This is a genomic window from Kribbella sp. NBC_01510 (genome assembly GCF_045040325.1).
Classification (GTDB): Bacteria; Actinomycetota; Actinomycetes; order Propionibacteriales; family Kribbellaceae; genus Kribbella.
The window spans coordinates 2,873,196-2,899,398 of record NZ_CP109418.1 but is presented as its reverse complement, the minus strand read 5'-3'; the positions used below and the strand labels follow the sequence as shown (position 1 = coordinate 2,899,398).

General features: G+C 68.4%; 16 protein-coding genes. 6 read left to right on the top strand and 10 right to left on the bottom strand.

Annotation, left to right across the window (positions count from 1 at the left end; all coding sequences use genetic code 11):
- Positions 1-125: 125 nt before the first annotated feature.
- Positions 126-2,867: a type I DNA topoisomerase gene (gene topA, locus OG558_RS14415; RefSeq protein ID WP_405070704.1), complete on the bottom strand. Its 2,742-nt coding sequence runs from the start codon at positions 2,865-2,867 to the stop codon at positions 126-128.
- Between the two features lie 258 nt (positions 2,868-3,125).
- Positions 3,126-4,460, bottom strand: a complete 1,335-nt coding sequence (locus OG558_RS14410; RefSeq protein ID WP_405070702.1) for an alpha/beta hydrolase family protein — start codon at positions 4,458-4,460, stop codon at positions 3,126-3,128.
- A gap of 157 nt (positions 4,461-4,617) precedes the next feature.
- Here OG558_RS14410 and OG558_RS14405 point away from each other — a divergent pair, with 157 nt between their 5' ends.
- Together OG558_RS14405 and OG558_RS14400 are read left to right on the top strand one after the other, a co-directional pair.
- Entirely contained in the window at positions 4,618-8,295 is a 3,678-nt protein-coding gene (locus OG558_RS14405; RefSeq protein ID WP_405070701.1) for an NPCBM/NEW2 domain-containing protein, read from the top strand.
- 140 nt (positions 8,296-8,435) lie between these two features.
- Positions 8,436-9,878 carry a methyltransferase gene (locus OG558_RS14400; protein WP_405070700.1) on the top strand — a complete coding sequence of 481 codons (1,443 nt, stop codon included), beginning with the start codon at positions 8,436-8,438 and terminating at the stop codon, positions 9,876-9,878.
- On the opposite strand, the gene OG558_RS14395 is transcribed toward OG558_RS14400, so the two are convergent.
- Entirely contained in the window at positions 9,872-11,431 is a 1,560-nt protein-coding gene (locus tag OG558_RS14395) for a diguanylate cyclase (RefSeq protein ID WP_405070699.1), read from the bottom strand. The two genes, OG558_RS14400 and OG558_RS14395, sit on opposite strands and share 7 nt — an antisense overlap.
- 19 nt (positions 11,432-11,450) lie before the next feature.
- Entirely contained in the window at positions 11,451-13,031 is a 1,581-nt protein-coding gene (locus OG558_RS14390; RefSeq protein WP_405070698.1) for a diguanylate cyclase domain-containing protein, read from the bottom strand.
- 205 nt (positions 13,032-13,236) lie between these two features.
- Between OG558_RS14390 and OG558_RS14385 the strand changes: the two genes are divergently transcribed.
- Positions 13,237-14,055 carry a TIGR03619 family F420-dependent LLM class oxidoreductase gene (locus OG558_RS14385; RefSeq protein ID WP_405070697.1) on the top strand — a complete coding sequence of 273 codons (819 nt, stop codon included), beginning with the start codon at positions 13,237-13,239 and terminating at the stop codon, positions 14,053-14,055.
- A 28-nt stretch (positions 14,056-14,083) separates the two neighbouring features.
- Here the strand turns inward: OG558_RS14385 and OG558_RS14380 are convergent, their stop codons facing one another.
- The 6 genes from OG558_RS14380 to OG558_RS14355 form a co-directional block, all read right to left on the bottom strand.
- On the bottom strand, positions 14,084-15,388 hold the full coding sequence (locus OG558_RS14380; RefSeq protein ID WP_405072163.1) for a cytochrome P450: 1,305 nt from the start codon (positions 15,386-15,388) through the stop codon (positions 14,084-14,086).
- Positions 15,389-15,688: 300 nt separating this feature from the next.
- Positions 15,689-16,483, bottom strand: coding sequence for a DUF2785 domain-containing protein (locus OG558_RS14375; protein ID WP_405070696.1), 795 nt, complete (start codon positions 16,481-16,483; stop codon positions 15,689-15,691).
- Positions 16,484-16,677: 194 nt separating this feature from the next.
- Positions 16,678-17,439 (bottom strand): ABC transporter permease, encoded by a 762-nt coding sequence (locus OG558_RS14370; protein WP_329483726.1) that lies wholly within the window; start codon positions 17,437-17,439, stop codon positions 16,678-16,680.
- A 1-nt stretch (position 17,440) separates the two neighbouring features.
- Positions 17,441-18,433, bottom strand: coding sequence for an ABC transporter ATP-binding protein (locus OG558_RS14365; protein ID WP_405070694.1), 993 nt, complete (start codon positions 18,431-18,433; stop codon positions 17,441-17,443).
- 367 nt (positions 18,434-18,800) lie between these two features.
- Positions 18,801-21,107, bottom strand: a complete 2,307-nt coding sequence (locus OG558_RS14360) for a sodium-translocating pyrophosphatase (RefSeq protein WP_329483724.1) — start codon at positions 21,105-21,107, stop codon at positions 18,801-18,803.
- A 211-nt stretch (positions 21,108-21,318) separates the two neighbouring features.
- Positions 21,319-21,648, bottom strand: a complete 330-nt coding sequence (locus OG558_RS14355; RefSeq protein WP_328525414.1) for an STAS domain-containing protein — start codon at positions 21,646-21,648, stop codon at positions 21,319-21,321.
- Between the two features lie 189 nt (positions 21,649-21,837).
- Between OG558_RS14355 and OG558_RS14350 the strand changes: the two genes are divergently transcribed.
- From OG558_RS14350 to OG558_RS14340, 3 genes are all read left to right on the top strand, one after another.
- On the top strand, positions 21,838-24,147 hold the full coding sequence (locus tag OG558_RS14350; protein ID WP_405070692.1) for a DEAD/DEAH box helicase: 2,310 nt from the start codon (positions 21,838-21,840) through the stop codon (positions 24,145-24,147).
- A gap of 36 nt (positions 24,148-24,183) precedes the next feature.
- Positions 24,184-24,594 (top strand): hypothetical protein, encoded by a 411-nt coding sequence (locus OG558_RS14345; protein WP_405070691.1) that lies wholly within the window; start codon positions 24,184-24,186, stop codon positions 24,592-24,594.
- Positions 24,595-25,001: 407 nt separating this feature from the next.
- Positions 25,002-25,769, top strand: coding sequence for a hypothetical protein (locus OG558_RS14340; RefSeq protein ID WP_405070689.1), 768 nt, complete (start codon positions 25,002-25,004; stop codon positions 25,767-25,769).
- Positions 25,770-26,203 lie beyond the last annotated feature (434 nt).

The following is a 26,203-nucleotide window of genomic DNA, read 5'->3' as shown; positions in this document are numbered from 1 at the left end:
CCGGCCTGGACTGAGGAGCGTAGGGAGCGAAGCGACCGGAGCGACGAGGGAAGGCCGGGAGTAAAAGCCCCATGACCCGCCGCGCCGGAGGCGTGGCATCGATGCCGTCACCGGCGCACCCTCTTTCAGGACTTCTTCGCCGCCGTCTTCTTGGCCGTGGTCTTCTTCGCGGCGGTCTTCTTCGTGGCGGTCTTCTTCGTGGCGGTCTTCTTCGCCGTCGTCTTCTTCGCAGCGGTCTTCTTGGTGGCCGACTTCTTGGCGGTCTTCTTCACCGGCCCGCGGGCCCGCTTGTCGGCCAGCAGTTCGGCGGCGCGCAGCAGCGAGATCGTCTCGACCGAGTCGTCCTTGCGCAGCGTCGCGTTCGTCTCGCCGTCGGTCACGTACGGACCGAAGCGGCCCTCCTTCACCACCACCGGCTGACCGGACTCCGGGTCCGCGCCCAGCTCCTTCAGCGGCGGCGCGGCAGCCCGGCGCCCACGCTGCTTCGGCTCGGAGTAGATCTTCAGCGCTTCCTCGAGGGTGATGTCGAACATCTGGTCCTCGGTCTGCAGCGACCGCGAGTCCGTGCCCTTCTTCAGGTACGGCCCGTAGCGCCCGTTCTGCGCCGTGATCTCCTCGCCGGTGGCCGGGTCCTTGCCGACCACTCGCGGCAGCGACAGCAGCTTCATCGCGTCGTCGAGGCCGATGCTGTCCAGTGCCATCGACTTCAGCAGCGAACCGGTCCGCGGCTTCGCGCCCTTCGGCGCGTCCTCCGGCAGGACCTCGGTCACATAGGGTCCGAACCGGCCCGCCTTCGCAACCACGCGCAGGCCGGTGTCCGGCGCCGTACCGAGCTCGTGCTCGACACCGGACGGCTGGGACAGCAGCTCCTGGGCCTTCTCGACGGTCAGCTCGTCCGGCGGCAGGTCCTCCGGTACGTTCGCGCGCCGCTCGTCCTTGTCCTCGACGTACGGCCCGTAGCGCCCGACCCGGAGCACGATGCCGCTGTCGTCACCGCCGACCGGGAACGTCGACATCTCCCGGGCGTCGATGTCGCCCAGGTCGCTCACCATCGACTGCAGACCCTCGAGGTTGGTGTCACCGAAGTAGAACCGGGACAGCACGCCCTCGCGCTGCAGGTCACCGGAGGCGACCTCGTCGAGGACGTCCTCCATGGTGGCCGTGAACGCGTAGTCGACCAGCCGGGTGAAGTGCTCCTCGAGCAGCCGCACCACCGCGAACGCCAGCCAGGCCGGCACCAGCGCCTGGCCCTTCTTGTAGATGTACCCGCGAGCCACGTTCGTGCCGAGGATCGTGGCGTACGTCGACGGCCGCCCGATCTCGCGCTCTTCCATCTCCCGGATCAGCGTCGCCTCGGTGTAGCGCGCCGGCGGCTTGGTCTCGTGCCCGGAGGCGAGCACCTCGATCGCGGGCAGCACGTCGCCCTCGGCGACGTCCGGCAGCCGGGTCTCCTGGTCGTCCGTCCCGGCGGACGGGTCGTCCGCGCCCTCGACGTACGCCTTGAGGAAGCCGTGGAAGGTGATCACCCGGCCGGACGACGTGAACTCGCACTTCTCGCCGGTCGACGCGGTCGCGTCGATCCGGATCGAGACGCTGCGGCCCTCGGCGTCCTTCATCTGGGACGCGATCGTGCGCATCCAGATCAGCTCGTACAGCCGGTACTCCGAGCCGGACAGACCGGTCTGCGCCGGGGTCTGGAAGACCTCGCCGGCCGGCCGGATCGCCTCGTGCGCCTCCTGCGCGTTCTTCACCTTGGAGGTGTAGACCCGCGGCTTGTCCGGCAGGTACGACGCGCCGTACAGCTCGCGGACCTGGGCCCGGGCGGCGGTGATCGCCGTGTCCGACAGCGTGACGCTGTCGGTTCGCATATAGGTGATGTTGCCGTTCTCGTACAGCCGCTGGGCGATCTGCATCGTCTGCGAGGCGGACATGCCGAGCTTGCGGCCGGCCTCCTGCTGCAGCGTGGTGGTCCGGAACGGCGCGTACGGCTTGCGGGTGTACGGCTTGGAGTCGATCGACCGGACCGAGAACTGCGAATCGCGCAGCGCGCCGGCCAGCGCCGTCGCGGTCTCCTCGTTCAAGTGGACCGTGTTCGCGCCCTTCAGCTCACCGATCGAGCTGAAGTCGCGGCCCTGCGCCACCCGCTTGCTGTCCACCGAGACCAGGCGGGAGGGAAACTGCCGCGGCGTCCGGCTCTCGCCGGCGTCCAGCGTGGCGTCCAGGTCCCAGTACGACGCACTCCGGAAGGCGATCCGCTCACGCTCGCGGTCGACCACCATCCTGATCGCAACCGACTGCACCCGGCCCGCCGACAGCCGCGGCATGACCTTCTTCCACAGCACCGGCGAGACCTCGTAGCCGTACAGCCGGTCGAGGATGCGGCGGGCCTCCTGCGCGTCGACCAGGTCCTCGTCGATGTCCCGGGCGTTGCCGACCGCGTCCTGGATCGCCTTCGGCGTGATCTCGTGGAAGACCATCCGCTTGACCGGGACCTTCGGCTTCAGCTCCTCGAGCAGGTGCCAGGCGATCGCCTCGCCCTCGCGGTCCTCATCGGTGGCGAGGAAGAGTTCGTCGGCGCCCTTGAGCAGGTCCTTGAGCTTGCGGATCTGCGCCCGCTTGTCGGCCGGCACGACGTACAGCGGGTCGAAGTGGTCCTCGACGTTCACGCCGAGCCGCGCCCAGGGCAGGCCCTTGTACTTCGCCGGGATCTCGTCCGCCCCACTCGGCAGGTCCCGGATGTGGCCGAAGCTCGACTCCACCACGTACCCGGACCCCAGGAAGCCGGCGATCATCCGCGCCTTCTTCGGCGACTCGACGATCACCAGGCGCCTGCCCGTCGATGTCTTCGTCCCTGCTGCCCCTGCCACTGCGCTCCTTGCTCTCGCCTTCTCGTCCTGCCGACAACGCCCGTGACCGGACGTCTGTTCCCCCGAGCACACTCCGACCACGTCCGAGGACAGAGTACGGCCGACGGCAACGCATTTCTCAACGCACGGTAACCGGTGCGGGCCCGATTACACCCCTCAGGGTTCCAGAGTGTGGCCAACAACCCACTCTCACGCGCGTCACAGCCGCCCCGTTTGACCTCCCCGAGTCCCGCCCGAGCTTTCCGAGCGTACGCCGTCTCAGCGGGCGAAGTGGACTTCCGGGAACTTTGGGGAGTCGCCGCGGAGCAGAAGGGACGGGCGGCGGCGGAGGGTCTGGTCGAAGAAGGCGGCGATGTAGTCGCGCTGGGCCAGCACGCTACGCTGCGGCTCCGCGCCGCCGACAAGAGCCTTCAGCACGGAGGTGATGATCGGGTCGTCGCCGTAGATCTCGTGGAAGAGCTGGTCGAAGATGAACTGGTAGTCGGTGAACGCCTTCTGCTTGGTCCCGGCCAGGCCCAGATTCAGCTTCCCGCCGCGCTGGGCGGCCCAGAAGCTCGCCCAGGACGGGTCGTAGTACTCCTTACCCGGATCGGTGCGCTGGGTGTCGGCCGAGCCGAACAGCAGGAACGGCTGGTCCAGTCCTTTCCGGGCCACCTCGCCGAGCGGACCCTTCGCAGGGTCGTCCTGCAGGCTGCCGTCCAGGTCGATGCCGGCCAGCACCCGCTCGTCCTCGAGCAACGTGTTCGCGGTCGCGTACCCACCGAGCGAGAAGCCGAACATGCCGACCTTGCGCAGGTCCAGCCCGTCGCCCAGCCCGTCCGGGAGATCGTTGCCCTCGGCATCGGGATTCCCGCCGCCGGCGATCCGGTCCAGCTGGTCCAGGACGAACCGCGCGTCCGCGGTCCGGGTCTCGACCGCCTGCCGGGTGAAGTCCGGATCGGGCAGTTGCGAGGCTGGTACGCCGGGCAGGAACCGCCCGCCGGGAAACTCGACCGGTGTCTCGTGCGTGTGGTCCATCGTCACCACGACGTACCCCCTGCTGGCCAGGTCCTCGACCTGCGCGGTGTTCACGAACCGGCTGTACTGATAGCCGGGCGAGAACAGGGCGACCGGATGCCGGATCGGCTGCATCGGCGCGTCGACGCGCGAGTGCGTCACGGTCCCGGCGAAGTCGAACGACCCGGTCGGCAGCGCGAGCCCGTACTCACCGGTCCAGGCATCGTCCACCTCGACCGCGGTCCGGGCCGGCATGTACTTGGCGACGGGCGCGGAGCTGACCACCGAGGCCGGATACCAGAGGCTGATCATCAACTCCCGGCGTCCGCTCGGCATGGTCGGATCCGGCCGGGACTGGTCGACCAGGTGGATCGAGGTCGTCCCGAGCGCACGCCGCCCGGTCGGCGCCGGTAGCCGGAAATTCACCGGATGGAAGTCCGGGTCGCCGGCCGCGCGGGCGGTCGCGTCCGGATCGATCGGGACCGCCCGGGCCAGGCCGGGAGCGGCCAGCGCGAACCCCGCGGCCAGCCCGCCGGTCAGCAGGCCGCGCCGGGTGAGTGAGTGACGGGTGGTGCTGATGGGACGCGAGTTCGCCATGCGACTCATCGTCATCGCCGGTTTTCACCCTGTGATGGAGACCCCGTCTCAACTTGATGACGGCCGACCACGTGACAAGCCGACCACTCTGCGCTTCAATGACCGCATCTTGTTCATTGATGCGTGAAGTGAGGCACTCGTGAGCATCTTTGTCCGCATGAAACGTTCAGTAGTCGTCGCGGCCGCCGCCATGGCCGTGATCACCGGCGTCCTGGTCAACGGCGGGCCCGCGACCGCCCAAACCGCGGCCGGCGACACCACGCTCGGTGACGTGACCGGGTTCTCCGCCGACAAGGCGACGTACACCCTCAGCGCCGGCGCGGCGAAGGTGCGCGTGGTCTTCCTGAAGGACGACGTCTTCCGGCTCTGGCTGGCGCCGGACGGGAACTTCACCGACCCGGCCAGTACGCCGCCCACCGATCCGAACGCACCGGCGTCGACCATCGTCACCAAGACCGACTACGGCACCCCGCACACGGACTGGCGGGACCGCGGCTCCTACTACTCGCTGACGACCGGCAAGGTCGAGGTCCGCGCGCAGAAGTCGCCGCTGAAGTTCTCCCTCTATCGGACGAACGGCCAGCTGGTCTGGGCCGAGACCGCCCCGCTGTCCTGGAACGACACGTCGACCACCCAGTCGCTCGGCCGCGGCCCGAACGAGCAGTTCTTCGGCGGCGGCATGCAGAACGGCCGCTTCTCGCACCGCGACCAGACCATCAAGATCTCCGCCGACTTCAACTGGGAGGATGGCGGCAACCCGAACGCCTCGCCGTACTACATGAGCACCGCGGGGTACGGCGTACTGCGGAACACGTTCAGCCCGGGCAGCTACAGCTTCACCAGCCCCGTGGTCACTACGCACGACGAGCAGCGGTTCGACGCGTACTACTTCGTCGGCGACCTCAAGACCTCGCTGGACCGCTACACCGAGCTCACCGGCCGCCCGTTCATGCCGCCCATCTACGGACTCGAGTACGGCGACTCCGACTGCTACAACCGCGGTCACTACGGGACGGACCCCGATCCGAGCAACGACTGGAAGGTCAACCCGGACAAGGTGACCACGCTGGACGCGGTGAAGGTGGCTCAGCGGTTCAAGGACGAGGACATGCCTGGCGGCTGGATGCTGGTCAACGACGACTACGGCTGCGGCTACTCCGCCAACACAGACTCCGAGCAGGTCGACGGCACGTGGTGGGGCAAGCGCGACATCCCCGCACTCAAGCAGACCGGTGACGAACTGCGGCAGCGCAACCTCCAGATGGGTCTGTGGACGCAGTCCTCGCTGGACCGGCAGCCGGCCGAGGTCGGCGAGGCAGGGGTTCGCGTACGCAAGCTGGACGTCGCCTGGGTCGGCCCTGGCTACCGCTACGCGCTGAGTGCCTGCGACACCGCGCACAACGGCATCGAGCAGTACAGCAACGCTCGTGGTTTCGCCTGGATGGTGGAGGGCTGGGCCGGCGCGCAGCGGTGTGCGGTGCAGTGGACCGGCGACCACAGTGGTTCGCTGGACGCGATCAAGTGGCAGATCCCCGCAATCACCGGCTCCGGCAACTCCGGTATCGCCTACAGCGCCGGTGACGTCGACGGCATCTTCGGCGGCTCGGCCACGTCGTACGTCCGGGACATGCAGTGGAAGGTGTTCAACCCCGCCTTCATGACCATGTCCGGCTGGTCCACCCCGGCGTACAAGCAGCCGTGGGCGTACGGCGATCCCTACACCTCGATCAACCGCAAATACCTCAAGCTTCGCGAGCGCCTGCTCCCGTACTTCTACACGTACGCCGCTGAGGCGCACCGGACCGGAGCACCTCTCAACCGCTCACTGGTGCTGGAGTACCCGGACGACCCGAAGACCTGGGACGACACCACGAAGTACGAGTTCCTGGCCGGCAAGGAGTTCCTCGTCGCACCGATGTGGGGCGCCGACGAGGTGAAGAACGGCATCTACCTGCCCAAGGGCCAGTGGATCGACTACTGGACCGGCCGGGTCTACCAGGGCCCGACCACGGTGAACGGCTACCACGCCGCACTCGACACACTGCCGCTGTTCGTGAAGGCCGGAGCGGTCGTGCCGATGTGGAAGGCCGGGATCAACAACGCCGCCGAGCAGGGCTTCGGCGACCGGCTCTCGGTCGACATCTATCCGCAGGGCAAATCGTCCTTCTCGCTCTACGAGGACGACCGCGTCACCCGCTCGACCAAGTCGGCTCAGCAAACCTTCGCGGTGGACGCGCCGACGCAGTCCCGTGGCGACGTGACCGTGAAGATCGGCGCCAGCGTCGGCTCGTACACCGGCAAGCCGGCGACCCGTCCGTACGAGCTCACCGTCCACACCGGCACCGCGCCGCGTGAGGTCACGGTCGACGGACGCCGAACCAGCTGGAGCTACGAGAACGGCGTCGTCCGGATCGACACCCCACCGATCTCGACCGCACACACCGCGGTCGTCCGGCTCGCCGACACCTCCTCGGTCGGCGGTGGCAGCACGGTCACCAACACCTTCGGCACTCCGGAGCTCACCACTCCCTCGCTGTGGAACGCTCCGGGGCAGGCCACCGAGGTGAGCGCCGCCTTCCGCAACGGGACCACGACGACCGCCCGCGACGTGCGCCTCGACGTCCAGGTCCCCAGCGGCTGGACTGTCACCGGCTCGAACACCTTTGCCGGCGTAGCTCCGGGCAAGACGGTCACGACCAAGCTGCAGGTCACCCCGGCAGCCGACGTCAAACCCGCGAGCTTCACGCTGGAGCTGAAAGCCAGCTATGTTGCCCAGGGCAAGAGCTACACCAACAGTGCGGTGGCAACGGCGCAGTTGCCGTATGCCTCCTTGTCCCAGGCGGCGAATGTCGTCGGGATCAGCGACGCGGCAACCTATGCCCAGGGCAACTTCGACGGATCCGGCGACAGCTACAACGGCGAAGCGCTCGCCACGGCCGGCTACACCCCGGGTGCCACGGTCACCGTCCAGGACGCGCAGTTCACCTGGCCGACCGGAGCGCCCGGAACGCCCAACCTGGTGAAGAACCAGCCGGCCCCGATCCTGGTCTCCGGCACCGGTACGCACCTCGCGCTGCTGGGTGCGGGCGCGAGTCTCAACGCCCGCGGCACGGTGACGATCATCTACACCGACGGCTCCGAGTCCCAGGGCACGTTCCAGCTACCGAACTGGTGCTGCCAGGACCCGGCGACCGGTGGCGCCAAACTCGCGGTGTCGGTGAAGGGCCGCTACACACCAGCGGGTCTGAGCAACACCACGACCGACTACCGGGTCTTCTATACCGCCGTACCGCTCGATCCGGGGAAGACGGTCAAGGCGATCAAACTGCCCGGCGGCGGGCTGGGCTTCTTCGCCGCCACGATCGCCGACAAACCGTTGCCGCCGGCACCTACTGGCGAGCAGTGGGTGAGCGACCTGGAGTTCCTCGACTCGACGAACGGCTGGGGACCTGTCGAGCGGGATCACAGCAACGGCGAGGACGGTGCCGGTGACGGCGGCCCGATCACTCTCGACGGCGTGCAGTACGCGAAGGGCCTCGGCACCCACGCGCCGTCGTCGGCCAGCGTGCGGCTCGGCGGCAACTGCACCACCTTCACCGCCAAGGTCGGGGTGGACGACGAGATGGAGGACCGCGGCAAGGTCAGCTTCAAGGTCCTGGTCGACGGGGTCGCCAAGTACACCTCGGATCTCCTCACCGGTACGTCGCCCACCGCGGACGTCTCGGTGAACGTGGCCGGCGGCCAGACCCTCACCCTGCAGGTCACCGACGGCGGCGACGGCATCACCAGCGATCACGCCGACTGGGCGGACGCCAAGGTGACCTGCAACCCATAATCGCCGGACCTTGCCCACTGAGATCTGGGGTTGCCCCCTCAGATTCTCAGTGGGCAACCCTCCGACTCGGGGGATGACCCCCGAGTCGGAGGGTTCGCGCTGATGGGTGGGGTGGCGGGGGTGGGTGCGAGGATGGGGGTGTGAGTGAGCTGACGGGGACGGATGTGGACGCGCTGCGGCGGGCGTTCACGGCAGCTGGATACACGGTGGACGGTGTGGCCGACCGGCTGGGTCCCCAGGCCAACGGGGCGCTCGCCCGCAACGAGACGACTCTTGCGGGCCGGCGCACCGGCGGCGGTGACGAGCTGGACACGATGATCCGGTTGTTCCTGCTGCAACACGCCGTACCGGAATCCCTTGTCACACAGGCGATTCCGGGCCTGGATTTGGTTGCTCTTGGCATCATCAAGGTCAGCGCCGGGGAAGCGCGGGCCGTCCTGGACATCCGGCCGTTCGCGGAGGACGACCGGCAGTGGTGGGTGATCGCCGACCTGACGCCCGGGCTCGACGGGCGGCGGGAGCCGATGCGGTCGGACTACGTGCTCGGGATCGCGCCGGCCAGCCTGAGCCTGATCCACCTGACCGTGCCGATCAAAGCCGAGCGAGCGCTGGACGTCGGCACCGGCTGCGGGATCCAGTCGCTGCACCTGGCCGACCGGGTCAACCAACTCGTCGCCACCGACGTCAACCCGCGAGCGCTCCAGCTGGCCCGGTGGACGGCCGCGCTGAACCGGATCGACCTCGACGTCCGCGAAGGCAGTCTGTACGAGCCGGTCAGCGGCGAGCGGTTCGACCTGATCGTGAGCAACCCGCCGTACGTGATCTCGCCACCCGGTGGCGGGCTGACCTACCGCGAGACCGGGTTCGCCGGTGATGCCGTCGTAGAGCAACTCGTGCGGCAGGCGCCGTACCACCTGACCGAGGGTGGCTGGTGCCAACTGCTCGCCAACTGGACCTGCGTGCGCGGCGAGGACTGGCAGGACCAGATCGCCGGCTGGACGGGTGACCGGTCCGCGTGGGCGGTGCAGCGCGAGCAGCTCGACCCGTCCGAGTACGTCGAACTCTGGCTGCGTGACGCCGGTCTGCACGGGTCCCCGCAGTACACGGCCCGGTACGACGAATGGATGCGCTGGCTCGACGAGCAAGAGGTCGAGGCGATCGGCATGGGCTGGATCACCGTGCACAACGTGGAAGGCACGCTCGAGGCCGAGGCCTGGCCGTACGAGATCGAGCGGCCGATCGGTCCGCACGTACTGCGCCGGTTCGAGCGGGCGGAGGGGTTGCCGGACGACCTCATCGGCCTGCACCTGGTGCTGGCGGAGGACGTGGTCCAGGAGACGAGCGGTCAGCCGGGTGCCGAGGACCCCGCCACGATCGTGCTCCGGCGGCAGCGTGGGATGCGGCGGGCGGAACAGGCGGACACCGTGCTGGCCGGCTTCGTCGGCGCGTGCGACGGCGACCTGAGTGTCGGGCAGATCCTGGGCGCACTCGCCGACCTGCTCGATCGTCCATTGCAGGATGTATACCGCGAGTACCTGCCGGCGATCAGACGCCTTGTCGTGGAAGGCTTTCTGGACTACTGACGGCGCCGGCGCTTCTCGGCGTACATGCGCCGATCGGCCTCGGTCAGCAGGTCGGCCACCGGCGTACCGTCGGTGCTGCTCGCCTGGCCGATGCTGAGCCGCAGCATGGCGAACCACGGCTCCCGGGCCAGCGCCGCCTCCCGCTCCGCCGCGGCCTTGATCCGCTCCACCAGCTCCCGCGAACCACGCTCGTCCGGCTTGTCCAGTACGACGACGAACTCGTCCCCACCGGCCCGCGCCACCACGTCCTCGGCCCGGCACTGCTCGGACAGCAGTTGCCCGACACGACGCAGTACGTCGTCTCCGCAGGCGTGCCCGTAGCTGTCGTTGATCACCTTGAGGTTGTCCACGTCGATCGCGATCACCGCCACGGACCGCCCGGCGTCGTGCGCGACCGACATCCGCTCGTCCAGCGCGCGGCGATTGCCCACACCGGTCAGCGGATCCTCCCGTGCGGCCCGCCACTCCGCGTCATGCCGGATCGAGAGCTCATGGTTGGCCAATGCGCTGCGTACGGCGTACAGACCACGCAACCGCTCCGCCCACCAGCCTCTGGTGATCGCCCGCGCGTACTGCAGCCCAGCCACCGCTCCCGGATCGCCTGACTCCGCCACGATCAGCACAGTCGTGTGCCGGATCAGTGCCTCGACCGGCGGATCGGATGTGGGTGGCAGGTCGCTCCCGGCTCGGTGCGCAGCCTCCATGGCGTCGTCGAGCCGTCCGATGGTGGCGTACGCCTTCGCCAGATACGCTCCCGCGATCGCAGCGAGCTCCAGGTCGCCCAGCTTGGCCAGCTGGTCCCTGCAGTCCTTGAGGATCACCGCGGCCTCGGCAGCGTCGGTCTGGTCGTTGCTGGCGGCCAGCCACAGCCTTCCGGCGATCGGCCAGTACCCGAGCAGGTCGGCACGGACGATCACCTCGACCGCCTCACCCGCCCACTTGTGCGCGGACCGCCTCCGCTCGCGGATCTCCTCGTCGTACGACGTGTCGCCCAGGCGCTCGAGTTCGTGCGCCCAGCGCAGGTTGGACTCGGCCAGATTGAGCCGGTTGATCGCGGGCGCCTCGGCCAGCCCGAGGGGATCGTGATCGCCTTCCGCGGCGAGCTCGAAGTGCGGGACGCACAGCTCGTACAACCTGAGCAGGTCGTAGGCGTAGCCGAGGCCGGTGTGCGCCCAGCCGGCCAGCCCGAGGTCGCGGGTCCGCGAGAGCGCGTTCTCCGCGGCGACCAGGTCCGCGACCGAGTCGCCGCCCTCGCCGGTGCGGATCAGCGTGACGATCCGGATCGCGATCGCGTTCGCCTCCCAGCCGGGCTCGTCGATCGCGCGGGCGACCCGGATGCAACCTTCGACGGCGTCCAGCGCCTCGACCGCGTCGGTGGCGTGATGCGCCGCGACGGCCCGCACATACTCGGCCGCGGCCCGCTGATGGCTGGGCTCCGGCCCGAGCTCGGTCAGCAGCGCGTTGATCTCGAGCGCGGCCTCGGCCGGACCGCCCGACTGGGCCAGCGTCATCGCCGCCGCGATCCGTGCCGTCACCCCCGACGTCTCGCGCACCACACCTCCCCTGAGTGCCTCACTCGTGCCGCGTCTGCCCGTAAATCATCTTGTGGCGCTTGTCCCCGTACAAGCGCCGATCCGCCGTGGCGACCAACTGATCCACACCGACGCCTTCCGCGGTCGCGGCGTACCCGATGCTCAACCCGAGCCGCCCCAGCCAGGGCTTGTCCGTCGCCGCCCCGATCGCGGCGACCGCGGTCCGGATCCGCTCGGCCAACTGCGCACCACCCTTGGCGTCCGGCTGGTCGAGCACCACGAAGAACTCATCGCCTCCCGATCGAATCACGGCATCGGTCGCTCGCGCCTGTTCTACCAGGAGATTTGCAACAACCTGCAGCAATTCGTCCCCACAGGCGTGCCCATACGTGTCGTTGACCAGCTTCAGGTCGTCGACGTCGATCGCGAGCAGGGTCACCGCGCGCCCCGAGTCCCGGTCCGCGGTGAGCCGCTCGTCGAGGGCGCGCCGATTCCCCACGCCGGTCAGCGGATCGTGCCGCGCCGCATGCCACTCGGCATCGTGCCGCGCGGACAGATCATGCGTGGCAAGCGCGTGCCGTACGGCGTTCAGCGCCCGCTGCCGCTCCTTCCACCAGCCCCGGGCCACCGAGCGCGCGTACTCCAAGCCGGCCTGGGCTCCCGGACCGCCGACGGCCGCCGCGATCTCCGCTCTGGTCTGCAGCACGAGCACATGCGTCGACGGATCGGCCAACGGAATCAAGTCATCCGCGGCCCGGTCCGCCGCGGCTCGCGCTTCCTCGGGTTTGCCATCGGCGTGCAGGGCTCTGGCCAGGTAGGCGCCGGCGATCGCGACGCGCTCGGTCTCACCCAGCTTGCTGATCTGGTCGCGGCACTCGGTCAGCTCGGTGACCGCCGCGGCCGGATCCGCTTCCGTGGCAGCCGCCGCGAGCCACAGCCGGGCCGACAGTCGCCAGAACTCCTGGCTCTCGTCGTCGACGATCACGCGCTCCGCCTCCCGCGACCAGTACGCCGCCGAGGCGAGCCGATCCTGGATCTCCCGGCCGTACGACGGATCACCGAGCCGCTCGAGTTCGTGGGCCCAGCGCAGATACGTCTCGGCCAGGTTGAGCCGGTCGATCGCCAGCGACTCGGCCAGCTCGAACACGTCGTCGTCGAGCTGAGCGGCCAGCTCGTAATGCGGAATGCACAGTTCGAAAAGTCTCAGAACGTCGTACGCGTAGCCGAGACCGGTGTGGGCCCAGGCGGTCAGGCCGGCGTCCTTCGTCCTGTCGAGGGCGTACTCGGCCGCGACCAGGTCGTTGACGGTGTCGCCACCGCGGCCGCTGCGGGCCAGGTTGATGATCCGGATCGGCAGCGCGTTCGCTTCCCAGCCGGGCTCGTCGATCGCCTTCGCGACCGCGATGCAGTCGTCGACCGCACGCAGGGCCTCGTCGGCGTCACTCGCGTGGTGGGCCGTGACGCCGCGCACGTACTCCGCGGCGGCGAGCTGGTAGCTCGGCACCCCACCCAGCTCGGACCGGACCGCCTCGATCTCGGCTGCCGCGGTCGCATGCCCACCGGACTGGGCCGCTGTCATCGCAGCGGCGATCCGGACGGTCAGCGCATCACCCGTCGACATCTCGCCACTACCCATACCCGCCGACGGCCTTCCCCTGTTCCCGTCACCCGCACCTCGGGCCGGACCGCCCATTGTGACCACCCACCCCCACCTCTGTCACGACCCGATCCGGCCAACGACCACCTAGTGCCATCTCAGCACTACTCTCGAGAACCACCAGTTCCGATTTGCCTTGACCCCAAGGGCAGGGTTTTAGGGTCGCGGGATGAAATTCGCCGTGAGCTACAGCACGCCGTTCTACGGGATGGATCCGGACAAGCTGGTCGGGTACGCGCAGCGGGCCGAGGCTTGTGGTTTCGAGGGTTTGTACGTCCCTGAGCACGTGACGCTCTATCGGGGCGCGACCTTCGGCAGCGTGGAGATGCCGACCACGTTGCCGTACGCCGATCCACTCGACCTGCTCGCGTTCGTCGCGGCCGCGACCGAGCGGCTCCTGCTGGGGACCGCGGTGTTGCTGCTGCCGTATCACCATCCGGTCGTGCTGGCGAAGCGGCTCGCGACGATCGACGGGTTGTCGAAGGGCCGGATGCGGTTGCTGAGCGTTGGTCTGGGCAGTCTGCCGGGCGAGGCCGAGGCGATGGGCGTGGATTTCTCGACCCGTGGCCGTCGTACCGACGAGGCGATCGACGTACTGCGGCTGCTGTGGTCAGGGGACGCGGACGGCGTGAGTCACACCGGCGAGTTCTTCGCCTTCGAGGGTTTGTGCAGCTTCCCTCAGCCGCTCGCGCCGCTCCCGATCCACATCGGCGGCTCGTCCCGCGCCGCGGCTCGCCGCGCCGGCCTGCGCGGCGACGGCTACTTCCCCGGCGGCGCGCTCCTGCCTGCTGAACGCACCGCCCAGTGGGACCTCGCCCGTACGACGTCCGGCCGCGACGACCTCGAGTACACCCGCTGGGCCTCCACCGACCTGACCCCGCAATCGGTCGCGGCGTACGAGGCACAAGGCGTCACCCGCCTGGTCGTCAGCCCGCCCACCCTGGACGACCTCTCAGCCTTCGCAGAACGCTTCGGCCTGAACGCCTGAACGCCTGAACGCCTGAACGCCTGACCGCTCAGCCGGCAGCTTGTTCGGCGGGGCTGGCGTGGAGTTGGACGGGGAGGGTCTCGACGCCGTAGACGATGGAGAAGTCGCGGAAGCGGAGTTGTTCCTCGGGGACGGCGAGGCACAGGTCGGGGAAGCGGTGTGCGAGGGCCGTGAAGGCGGCGCGGAGCTCCATCCGCGCCAGTTCGGCGCCGACGCAGCGGTGCATGCCGTGACCGAACGCGAGGTGCGCGGACGACACCGTACGGCGTGGGTAGAAGTCCTCGGCGTCGTCGCCGAACACCTGCTTGTCCCGGTCGGCGCCGGACAGCGACACCGCGACCAGGTCGCCCTTCTTCACCTGCTGGCCGAACAGCTCCTGGTCGTGCCGCGCGAACCGCGGAAACGCCACCTGCACCACGGTCAGATACCGCAGCAGCTCCTCGACGATCCCGTCGACGGCGCCCGGCTCGTTCCGGATCCGTTCGAAGTTCTCCGGATCGCGCAGCAGCACCAGCGTGCCGAGCGCCAGCATGCTCGCGGACGTCTCGTACCCACCCAGGAACACCCCGTCCGCGAGACCGCCGAGCTCGATGTCGTCGATCGCGTCGCCCTGCTCGCGGATGATCGACCCGATCAGCCCGTCGCCGGGGTTCGCCCGCTGCTTGCGGACGATCTCGAACAGGAAGTCCCGCGACTCCGAAGCCGACCCGAACACCCCGATCCCACCGCCGGACAGGTCGAACCGGGCCGGCCCGAGCGCACGGAAACGGTCCCGATCGGACTCCTCGACGCCGAGCAGGTCCGCGATCAGCAGGAACGGCACGTTGAAGGCGAAGTCCGAGACGATGTCGGCGACCGGTCCCTTCGCCTCCATCAGGTCCAGCTGGTCGTTGACGATCTTCTCGATCGCCGGCTCCAGCCGGGCCAGCCGGCGCTTGGTGAACTCGGGCGTCAGCAGCTTGCGGAGCCGGGTGTGGTCCGGCGGATCGGTGAACCCGAGACCGCCGATGCCCTCCGACGGCTTGTTCGGGTCCGAGCCGACCAGCGGCCGGATGTCGTTGCTGAAGTTCGTGGTGTCGGCGAGCACGGACTTCGCCTCGGCGTGACCGCTGACCACCCACACGTTGAGTCCGAACAGGTGGGCCAGTTTGTGCACCGGCTCGGTCTCGCGCACCTGTGCCAGCACCGGCACCGGGTCCACGCCCTCCCGGCGCAGCGGCATCGAGACCGAGCTCGGGATCATCCGCATCTTGGACAGGTCGAGACCACCCCTGCGGGTGGTCCTGCTCAAGATCCGGTTGCCGACCCATCTCTTCAGGTATGTCGCAACCATGACTTCCACGCGCCCTCTCTGAAACTGCTGCCCCCGACGGCTTTCGTCACCTAAAAGCTAACGTTGCCAAGGACCAGATCTAATGGTGTTGGCACTACTTCGGTAATGGCGTTGGCACCACCATGGGAGGGGTCCATGGTTCTGCCAGCACAGACCTTGTCACAGACGAGATCCCCGCAGCCACCGGAAACCACCTGTACACCGCCCTGGACCACGGCACGCCGTACATCAGGGTCACTTCAGGGAAATCACAGCCGAAAGTAGGATGCGCCGACCACCGGTGGTCTGTTGCCCTGTCTCTCAAAGGTAGTACGGCGTCACCATGCGGATGACCTCGGTGATCTTCGCCTTCACCTGATCCCGCTGTGGGATGTGGGCAACGTCCTGAACGCCGGGCAGCCGAAGACCATGGTCGACGAGCAGGTAGAGAGCTCGCAGGGTGCGGATGGTGTTGGTCACCTCAGGGGTGATGCCTTCCGCGGGCGGGGTCGCGAACGCCCGCAGCGCCGGGTCCAGCCACTCGGTGGCGTCCGAGTCGGTCAGGTCCGGGCGGGTCAGAGTCACGGCCAGGGCGTAGCCGAGGCGGTCGTCTTCCATGTCGCGCAGGACGTACGGCGTGGGCGTGAGCAGGCGGCCGATGCCGAGGCGGAGCATCTGGACGGGTTCGACCGCCGGGTGCAGTCCGAGGGTGCCGAGCAGGTCGGCGCCGTGCGCGACGGCGTGCAGCCAGCCGAGTTTGGCGTCGTACCCGCGCAGGTCCTCCTCGGCGACGTACCAGCGCTCGTACGGCGGCACCCAGCTCGCCTCGAAGACACCGGCGGAGACGATCGCGTCCAGGATCAGTGGGGCGAAGGTCCGGGCCTGGATCTCGCTGTCGCCGAACCTCGGAACCATCTCGTCGCCCAGGGCGCGCAACTGCTGGGTGGAGAGCACACCACGGCCGATCCAGGTGGCGAGTACGGAGTACGCCTGCCTGTCCCGCACCAGCGGATCCGGCGACCGCAGCATGCCGGTCAGCTCCGCGACCAGCTCGTCCACCGGACGATCACCCGGAACCGGGTACCCGTCTTCTCTTACCTGCGCCCAGTCGGTCATGCGCGGCACGGTAGACGCTTCCCCAGGCCACCCGCTACCCCATGCCCAGGTACGCCGCCCGACACAGGGAAACGGCCCGTGGCGCGTCCGGTCTCCCAGACGTTCCACGGGCCGCGTAGCGACCAGGACCCCTCAGCCCGGCCGGGCCCCACGCCCCGGCCAGGGCCCCTCAACCTCAGCCGGGGTGGTCTGCATCAGGCGTCGCGCTTGCTCGCCGTGACCAGGGCGATCGTCATCAGTGCGGCCGCCCAGCCGGCGAAGTACAGCAGTGCCCACCAGGGGCCGAGCGCGTACTGGTCGCCCGCGTTCTGGCCGGCCAGGCCGAAGTCCTGGCCCTGGTTCAGGAACGAGCTGCCGTTCGCGAACGGCGCCCACTTGGCCAGGTCGTCGCCGACCTTGGGGATCAGGGTGACCAGGTTCTCGACCAGGAGCGGCCAGAGGATCAGGATCGCGATCGCGCCGGCGCTCTGCCGGATCAGGATGCCGACCGCCACCGCGATCACCGCGGAGATCGCGAAGACCAGGCCCTGTCCGGCCAGCAGCCGCCACTCGGCACCGGTGTTGATGGAAAGGTCGGCGGTGCTCGCGAACAGGCTGCCGACGCCCCAGGCGCCGAACGACGCGATCAGGCCGACGACGGCCGCCAGGAAGGCGACCACGGCGGTCTTGCCGAGCAGCAGCGCGGCGCGCTGCGGGACAGCCTGGAAGCTGGTCCGGATGGTGCCGAACCGGTACTCCGTGGTGACGGCCAGCGCGGCCATCACCATCATCACCATCTGGCTGAGCTGGGCGCCCGGCTGGGTGATGAAGATCGTCGCCTGCTGCTCGTCGGCACCCTTGAGGAAGCCGGTGGTCAGCGCCGCGAAGCCGACGGTCAGGAAGGCCGCGATGACCATGCACCACCACGGCGAACGGGTGGAGAAGAGCTTGATCCGCTCGACTGTGATCACCGACATGTCAGTTGTCCTCCTTCGGACCTGCGGCCACCTCGGTGGCGGTGGGCGCGTCCAGCTGGGTCACCGCAGCGATCTCGTCGTGCGCGTGGTACTCGACCGAGTCGCCGGTCATCTGCATGAAGGCCTGCTCCAGCGAGCCGCGCTGCAGGGTCAGCTCGTGCAGCACGATGCCGTGCGCAGCGGCCGCCTCACCGACGTGGTCGGTGGTCAGGTCGCCCTCGACGAACAGGACCTTGCCCTCGTTCTCGATGTCCTCGATCCGGGTGACCAACTGCTGCTGGTGCAGTACGCCGGCCAACTGGTCGAGCTGCGGCGTCCGCACCTTGACCGTCGTACCGCTGGCGCGGTCGACGAACTCCTGGGTGGTGCTCTGCGCGATCAGCTTGCCGCGGCCGATGACGATCAGTTCCTCGGCGGTGAGCGCCATCTCGGACAGCAGGTGGCTGGACACCAGGATGGTCTTGCCCTCGTCGGCCAGCCGGTGCATGAAGGTGCGGATCCAGACGATGCCCTCCGGGTCGAGGCCGTTGACCGGCTCGTCGAAGAGCAGCACCTCCGGGTCGCCGAGCAGGGCGCCGGCGATGCCGAGCCGCTGCGACATACCCAGCGAGTAGGCGCCGGCCCGCTTGCCGGCGACCGCGGTCAGGCCGACCATCTCCAGGACCTTGTCGACGGAGTCCTTCGGCAACTTGTTGGACGCGGCCATCCAGGCCAGGTGGGCCCGGGCGGACCGGTTCGGGTGCACCCACTTCGCGTCCAGCAGCGCGCCGACCTTGGTCAGCGGCCGGTGCAGGTCGCGGTAGCGCTGGCCGTCGATGGTGACCTCGCCGGCGGTGGGGGCGTCCAGGCCGAGGATCATCCGCATGGTGGTCGACTTACCGGCCCCGTTCGGGCCGAGGAAGCCGGTCACCTTGCCGGGTTTCACCTCGAAAGACAGGTTGTCAACGGCAACGGTTGCGCCGTATCGCTTGGTGAGGCCCTTTGCCTCGATCATCGCCGTACTCCTCGTTCGGGTGGCGCGTCAGTTGGTCGTCGGGACGTTCTGTGTCGCATTCAGTATCGAGGTCGGACGGGGCCAGATCATCGGACCCGGGGCGGATCCGGTGTGTCCACCCGTGGGTTGATTCTGCCGTCGGGCTGGAGACCGCTGCCATCGGTTAAAGCCCTGACCACAACCCCGACGATCCCCCATCCACCCAGCGGGGCGCATCAGCCGAAAGTCGACGGCCGGCGCTACTTCGGGCTGGTTGACCGCGACCGCCAGGGACTACCAGAAAGGCGGAACGGCCCGCCGGGTGATCCGGCGGGCCGTTCCGCTCGAGCTACATCGGTGTACGACGGGTTCCGCCGTACGACTGCGGTCAGGCGGCGGCGTTCACCTCGGCCGGGGTGTCGGAGATGACCGACTCACGGCGCTTGGAGACGATGACGGCCACGGCCAGGATCAGCACCGCCACCAGGGCGATCGCGATCCGCAGCGGGGTGTTGGTGTTCTCGCCGATCGTCGACATACCCACGACGGCAGGGGCGATCAGCAGCGAGACCAGGTTCATCACCTTGATCAGCGGGTTGATGGCCGGACCGGCGGTGTCCTTGAACGGGTCACCGACGGTGTCACCGATGACGGTGGCCTCGTGCGCGGGCGAACCCTTGCCGCCGTGGTTGCCGTCCTCGACCAGCTTCTTCGCGTTGTCCCAGGCACCACCGGAGTTGGCCAGGAAGACCGCCATCAGGGTGCCGGACGCGATCGCACCGGCCAGGTAGCCGGCCAGCGCCGAGGCGCCGAGACCGAAGCCGACGGCGATCGGCGCGGTCAGCGCGAGCAGACCCGGGGTGGCCAGCTCACGCAGCGAGTCGCGGGTGCAGATGTCGACGACCTTGCCGTACTCCGGCTTGCCGGTGCCCTCCATGATCCCGGGGATGTCGCGGAACTGGCGACGTACCTCGTAGACCACCGCGCCCGCGGCGCGGCCGACGGCGTTGATGGCCAGGCCGGAGAACATGAACACCACCGCGGCACCGATGATCAGACCGACCAGGGTGGACGGGTCGAAGACCAGCGCGTCCGCGTTGAACGCCGCGTCGCCCGCGTCGTTCAGGACCGCGTAGATCGAGTCGGTGTAGGAGCCGAACAGCGCGGTGGCGGCCAGTACGGCGGTCGCGATCGCGATGCCCTTGGTGATCGCCTTGGTGGTGTTGCCGACGGCGTCCAGCTCGGTCAGGATCTGGGCCGCTTCGCCGTCGACGTCACCCGACATCTCGGCGATACCCTGCGCATTGTCGGAGACCGGGCCGAAGGTGTCCATCGCGACGATGACGCCGACCGTGGTGAGCAGACCACAACCGGCCAGCGCGATCGCGAACAGGGCGACGACACCGGAGCCGCCGACCAGGAACGCGCCGTACACGGCGGCCGCGATCACCAGCGCGGTGTAGACGGCGGACTCGAAGCCGACCGAGATACCGGACAGGATCACGGTCGCGGCGCCGGTCAGCGATGTCTTGGCGACGTCCTTCACCGGCTTGTCCTCGGTGCCGGTGAAGTAACCGGTCAGGGCCAGGATGATCGCGGCCAGCACGATGCCGATGATCACCGACACGGTGGCGATCAGCCGCGGATCGCCGTCGTGGGCGGCGATCACGTCGGTGGCGCCGGTCAGGTCCCTGAAATGGCTCGGCAGGTAGACGAATGCGGCCACCGTGCACAGGATCGCGGAGATCACGGCGGAGACGTAGAACGCGCGGTTGATCGTGCGCAGCCCGTTCTCGCCGGTCCGCGGGCGGGTCAGGAAGACACCGATGACCGCGGTGACGGCACCGATGGCCGGCACGATCAGCGGGAAGATCAGGCCCTGCTCACCGAAGGCAGCCTTGCCCAGGATCAGCGACGCCACCAGCATCACCGCGTACGACTCGAACAGGTCGGCCGCCATACCGGCGCAGTCACCGACGTTGTCGCCCACGTTGTCGGCGATGGTCGCCGCGTTGCGGGGGTCGTCCTCGGGGATGTTCTGCTCGACCTTGCCGACCAGGTCGGCGCCGACGTCGGCGGCCTTGGTGAAGATACCGCCCCCGACCCGCATGAACATGGCCAGCAGGGCGGCACCGAAACCGAAGCCCTCGAGCACGGTCGGGGCGTTCCCCTGGAACAGCAGGACGACGAGCGCGGCGCCGAACAGGCCGAAGCCCACGGTCATCATGCCGACACTGCCACCGGTACGGAACGCGACCCGCATCGCCGGGTTGCGGCCCTCGTCCCGGGCCGCGGCGGCGACCCGGACGTTGGCACGCGTCGCGAGCCACATACCCATGTAACCGATCAGGGCGGAGAAGCCCGCACCGACCAGGAAGAAGACGGACCGGAAGATCTTCAGCGTGGTCTCGTTGCCACTGTCACTGTGCGCGGGCAGCAGGAACAGCAACAGGAACGCGGCCACGGCGAAGACCGACAACGTCCGGAACTGCCGGTTCAGGTAGGCGGCCGCGCCTTCCTGGACCGCTGCGGCGATCGTTTTCATGTTCTCGGTGCCATCGTTCGCGGCAAGCACCTGGCCCCGGAAGACCATCGCAAGGGCGACCGCGAGGATCGCGATCACTCCGACGACGATCACCAGTGTGGTGTTGCTCGACGAAAGATCCACCGCTTGTGGTGCAAGCAGCGCGGACATCCGTCCTCCTTGTAGGCAACCCATCCAGGCTTGACGGCCCCCATCTGCCGCAACCGAAGGGTTGGGGAAATACGACAGCGCCAGGAACTGGCGCGGTGGGTCACTCTAACGGGTATCCGACCAGACCTGACGACAGGGTGGTCTACGCCATACCCGGGTGTCGGGACACTAGATGACTCCTCGTGGTGGGGTGGATACCTTTTCGCTGTGGTCAGATCGCCGAATCGATGTCCGGATGGATGTCGAAGACCTTGTTCAGGCCGGTGATCCGGAACAACTTCAGCAGCCGTTCACGGGTGCAGACAAGGGACAGCGAGCCGTCGTGGTTACGCACCCGTTTGAGTCCGCCGATGAGCGCACCGAGACCGGTGGAGTCCAGGAACTCCACGCGTTCCAGGTCGAGCACGAGGTCGTAGGAACCCTCGTCGACCAGCGCGGCGATCTTGTCGCCGAGCTGCGGCGCGGTCTCGACATCGATCTCACCCGTCGCCTCGATGACGGTCCGCCCGCCCTCGGCGCGCGCGGTCAGCGACAGACTCACTTCAGCCTCCGATCCGTGAACTGCTGCATTCAACCATGTACGGACCGTGAGAAGGGCCGTTGCCGAAAACTCTTTCATCTCGTCAGACCGAAGTCGATCTCCACCCCGAAAAAGCCGCGTGCATCTGTAGTGTGCACCCGCTCGTGCACGCCGGCTGCTGCTGTCCGTGGCCGGGACTAGGCTCACGGTATGCGTGCGGGTGGTGAGGCGGCGGCCGTACTCAAGCGTTTGGCGAACGGCCGCGACGATCGGCTCACCCATGTCGAGTCCGTGCCACCCCGGGTGGGGCAGACGTGTGCTTGGCCGCGCTGGGTTCCGGACGACGTGCTCAGCCAGCTCGCCGACGCCGGGATCATCACACCCTGGACGCATCAGGTCGCCACTGCGGAAGCGGCGTACTCCGGTCGGCATGTCGTGGTCGCAACCGGTACGGCGTCGGGAAAGTCCCTCGGCTATCTGCTGCCTTCGTTCGCGACGTTGAGCATCGCGCAGGCCGCGTCACCACATCGGCGGACGGCCTCGGTTCTGTACCTGTCCCCGACCAAAGCTCTGGCGCACGACCAGCTCCGCGCGGTCTCGTCGTACACAGTGCCCGGTCTGCGCGCCACGACGCTGGACGGCGACTCGGAGCGCACCGAACGCGACTGGGCCCGCGACCACGCGACGTACGTGCTCAGCAACCCGGACATGTTGCACCGCTCGGTCCTGCCGAACCACCAGCGCTGGGCGCGCTTCCTGGGTTGCCTCCAGTACGTCGTGGTCGACGAGTGTCACCACTATCGCGGCGTCTTCGGTGCGCATGTCGCCGGCGTACTGCGCCGACTGCGTCGAGTCTGCGCGCAGTACGGCGCCCATCCGATCTTCGTCTGCGCTTCGGCGACGGTGGCCGAGCCGGCGGTGTCCGGCGAGCGACTGACCGGTCTGCCGATGGTCGAGGTGGTGGAGGACGGCTCTCCCCGCGGCGGCATCTCTTTCGGCCTGTGGGAACCACCTCTGACCTCACTGCGCGGTGAGAACGGCGCTCCGGTACGGCGTTCTGCCACGGCGGAGGTGGCCGACCTACTGACCGATCTGGTCGTGTCGGGCGTGCGGACTGTGGCGTTCGTGCGCTCTCGTCGTGGCGCGGAGACAGTCGCGATGACAGCCCGGGAGAACCTGGTCGAGGTGGATCCTGCGTTGTCAGAGCAAGTGTCGGCGTACCGGGCGGGCTATCTGCCCGAGGAGCGTCGGCGACTCGAGAGCATGCTGCAGAGTGGTGAGCTCACTGGGGTCGCGGCAACCAACGCTCTGGAGTTGGGCATCGACATCGCCGGACTGGACGCCGTACTGCTGTCAGGTTGGCCTGGCACCCGGGCGTCGTTATGGCAGCAGGCAGGGCGCGCCGGCCGAGCCGGTGGGGACGCCCTGGCCTTGCTGGTGGCCCGCGACGACCCGCTGGACACCTATCTGGTCCGCCATCCGGCCGCCATCTTCGGACGCCCGGTCGAGGCGACGGTCTTCAACCCGGAGAACCCGTATGTCCTCGGTCCGCAGCTGTGCGCCGCCGCGCAAGAGCTGCCACTCACCTCCGATGACTACGAGATCTTCGGCAGTACGACGCCATCCGTGATCGCGCAGCTCGTCCGGCAGGGTTTGCTCCGCGAACGACCGCACGGCTGGTTCTGGACGCGCCGGGAGCGGGCCGTGGATGCCATCGACATCCGATCGGCCGGTGGCAAGACAGTGCAGATCGTCGAGGATCAGACCGGTCGGCTGCTCGGCACTGTCGACGGCGGCTCCGCGCATGCCTCGGTCCACGAGGGCGCTGTCTACGTGCACGCAGGTGAGTCGTATCTGGTCAGGACCCTGGACCTCGAGGAGCACGCAGCCGTCGTCGAGCCGGCGTCGCCCGACTACACCACCTTCGCCCGGGACGTCACCGAGATCAGCATCCTGGCAACCGAAGCGACCTGCACCTGGGGCACGGCGGAGTTGTCGCGCGGCTGGGTCCAGGTGACAAGCCAAGTGATCTCGTACCAACGCAAGCTGATCGCGACTGGCGACGTACTCGACGAGCAGCCCCTCGACCTGCCGGAGCGGACCCTGCGGACCAAGGCGGTCTGGTGGACCGTGCCCGACGCAATCGTCGAGAGTCTCGGGCTGTCCGACGTACCCGGAGCGGCGCACGCGGCCGAGCACGCGTCGATCGGCCTGCTCCCGCTTTTCGCCACCTGCGACCGCTGGGACATCGGTGGCGTCTCCACCGCCCGGCATGCCGACACCGGGAGCCTCACCGTCTTCGTGTACGACGGTCACCCGGGCGGAGCCGGATTCGCCGAACACGGGTACGCCGCGGCGCGCGAGTGGTTGACCGCGACACGCGAGGCGATTGCACACTGTGAGTGCATGGACGGATGTCCGTCGTGCGTACAGTCGCCCAAGTGTGGGAACCAGAACAACCCACTCGACAAGAGCGGCGCGGTCGCGCTGCTCACCGCATTACTGAGCAGTGAGGCCTGAAGAGTCCGGCAGCCCCGGGCGGAGAGGCAGCTTGCCATGGTTGTTCTCGGGATAGTTCTGATCACGCTTGCCGTGTTACTCGGGCTCGGAGTCTCGGTGTCGTCCACCGCCTCCACCACGCTGGAAGTGTTCGGCGTCGACTTCGGCGTCGCCGTACCGACTGTGTTCTTCCTCGGCGTGGCGGCCGGGCTGGCGCTGATGGCCGGCCTGTGGCTGACGAAGAAGGGACTCGGTCGCGGCTACCGCCGCCGCAAGGAGATGCGCGAACTCCGCGCCCAGGCTGCCACTACACCGAGCGACACCGTCGGCGGCGAGATCACGGAAGGTGACGCCGGCGCCGACCAGCCGGCAGCTCTCGAGACCGCCCGAGAGGCGCCGGCCGACGAACGTCTCGCGACCGAGCAGGAGCTCGCTCCGGACCCGGGCGACACCAAACAGCCGCACTGAGAAACTCTGTTGCCGAAGGCATCAACTAACGCGGCGGCGATCCCCTTCATCGCCGGATTGCCGTAATATCTCGATCACCGCACAGCCTCCACACGGCGGACCTGCAGCAGGGTTTCGATGCCTTGCGCAACGACCTTGCCCTGGCAGTTAGTTGCCATTGGCATCAAGTTCCGTGGTCGCGCCATAACCACCGCCGACCCAGCTGTGCCTTACTGGTTGTGGCGTCAACGTCGCGTTGAGTCACTATCGGCCTTCCGGGCCACACCACCTCCTCACGGAGGATCGACCCGCAGTTCGCCCTACGCGCAAGGGGTGTCCGTCGCGGTTCCCGGAACCCGGACCGGCTCACGCCGCGGGGTCCCGACGACCTGACGCGAGCTGAGATGGCACGACCTCTGGAGGTTGTCTTGATCATCCAAAAGGTATTGAGCCGCACCGGCGTGGCGGTGCTCGCGGTCAGCGTGGCCCTGGCCACCGCCGTACCGGCGCAGGCCGCGAACCCGGTCTCCGGCGGCTCGACCGCTCCGGGCGTCGAGGTGGGCTTGGCGCAACAGATCGCCACCCGCGCCGACACGCGGTACTGCCTCACCTTCGTCGCGGCTGCCAAGGTCCCGATGGCGGTCATGATGGCGTGTGCCCCGGGCAAGGAGGGCAAGACCCAGGAGTGGATCTACACCGAGTCAGGCCGGCTGCAGGTCGCCATGAGCAAGAGCGTCGGTGGCGCCCTTGCCAAGACCGGGGCCTGCCTGGACAGCGGTGCAGACCTGGCAAAGGTTCCGGCCTCCGCTCCACTGCTGGTCCTGCCCTGCCGTAGCGGCGACGGCCAGAAGTGGACCTACGACGAGGACGCCGGCACGTTCGTGAACGCGGCCAGTGGTCTCGCCCTGACGTCTCTGCTTGGCAAAGGGAAGGCCAAGCAGGCACAACCGACCGGCACCATGTCCACGGCCGGCACACCGATCCAGGGCTGGAGCGCACTGCCGCTGCCGGGTCTGGACATCCTGGGCGCGGTCCTGGCACTCGTGAACGCACTACTGGCCTCGCTGGGTCTGGCCCTGCCGCTGCCGATCGCGAACGCGGCTGCCAGCCTGCTCCAACTGGTTCGTCCACAGCTCCCGATTCCGGCACAGATGACGGTGCTGCCGAAGCAGATGATGCAGCTGGCGCAACGCTGATCCGCAGTGGATCCTCAGCCAGACGGAGGACAGCCGGCCCCGACGATGTCGGGGCCGGCTGTTTCTCACTCCTTCGCGATCGACGCTGCGTTCAGTTGTCCTGGTGATCTCGTTCGGGGGTGGAGCGGTGCTCGGGGTGATTCCGGGATCCCCGCTGCTTGCGCGTCAGCGGGAGCCCGGCGGGATCGTCACCGGCCCACCAGCCCGGTCGCGGCCGTCACCAGCCGGCCAGGGGGGTCACCACCAGCACCAGTGGTGGCAATGCCTGAGCACGTCGTCGAGAAGGCAGGCAACTCCGTGAAGCAGCCCCATGTCGTTCACCTCCGATCCACTGAACCGATCGGCAAGACCGTACCGCCGCTGCTCACGTTCTGTATCTACTCAACTACCTGTTGCCACACAACCTTGAGCATCCTTTAACTCTTCCGCAACGC

Bases quoted from the DNA above. Each gene is read 5' to 3' on its own strand.
- OG558_RS14365 (WP_405070694.1), bottom strand. From the start codon at position 18,433: ATGATCGAGGCAAAGGGCCTCACCAAGCGATACGGCGCAACCGTTGCC.
- OG558_RS14390 (WP_405070698.1), bottom strand. From the start codon at position 13,031: ATGTCGACGGGTGATGCGCTGACCGTCCGGATCGCCGCTGCGATGACA.
- OG558_RS14360 (WP_329483724.1), bottom strand. From the start codon at position 21,107: ATGTCCGCGCTGCTTGCACCACAAGCGGTGGATCTTTCGTCGAGCAAC.
- OG558_RS14375 (WP_405070696.1), bottom strand. From the start codon at position 16,483: ATGACCGACTGGGCGCAGGTAAGAGAAGACGGGTACCCGGTTCCGGGT.
- OG558_RS14405 (WP_405070701.1), top strand. From the start codon at position 4,618: ATGAAACGTTCAGTAGTCGTCGCGGCCGCCGCCATGGCCGTGATCACC.
- OG558_RS14385 (WP_405070697.1), top strand. From the start codon at position 13,237: ATGAAATTCGCCGTGAGCTACAGCACGCCGTTCTACGGGATGGATCCG.
- OG558_RS14410 (WP_405070702.1), bottom strand. From the start codon at position 4,460: ATGGCGAACTCGCGTCCCATCAGCACCACCCGTCACTCACTCACCCGG.
- OG558_RS14350 (WP_405070692.1), top strand. From the start codon at position 21,838: ATGCGTGCGGGTGGTGAGGCGGCGGCCGTACTCAAGCGTTTGGCGAAC.
- OG558_RS14380 (WP_405072163.1), bottom strand. From the start codon at position 15,388: ATGGTTGCGACATACCTGAAGAGATGGGTCGGCAACCGGATCTTGAGC.
- OG558_RS14370 (WP_329483726.1), bottom strand. From the start codon at position 17,439: ATGTCGGTGATCACAGTCGAGCGGATCAAGCTCTTCTCCACCCGTTCG.
- OG558_RS14345 (WP_405070691.1), top strand. From the start codon at position 24,184: ATGGTTGTTCTCGGGATAGTTCTGATCACGCTTGCCGTGTTACTCGGG.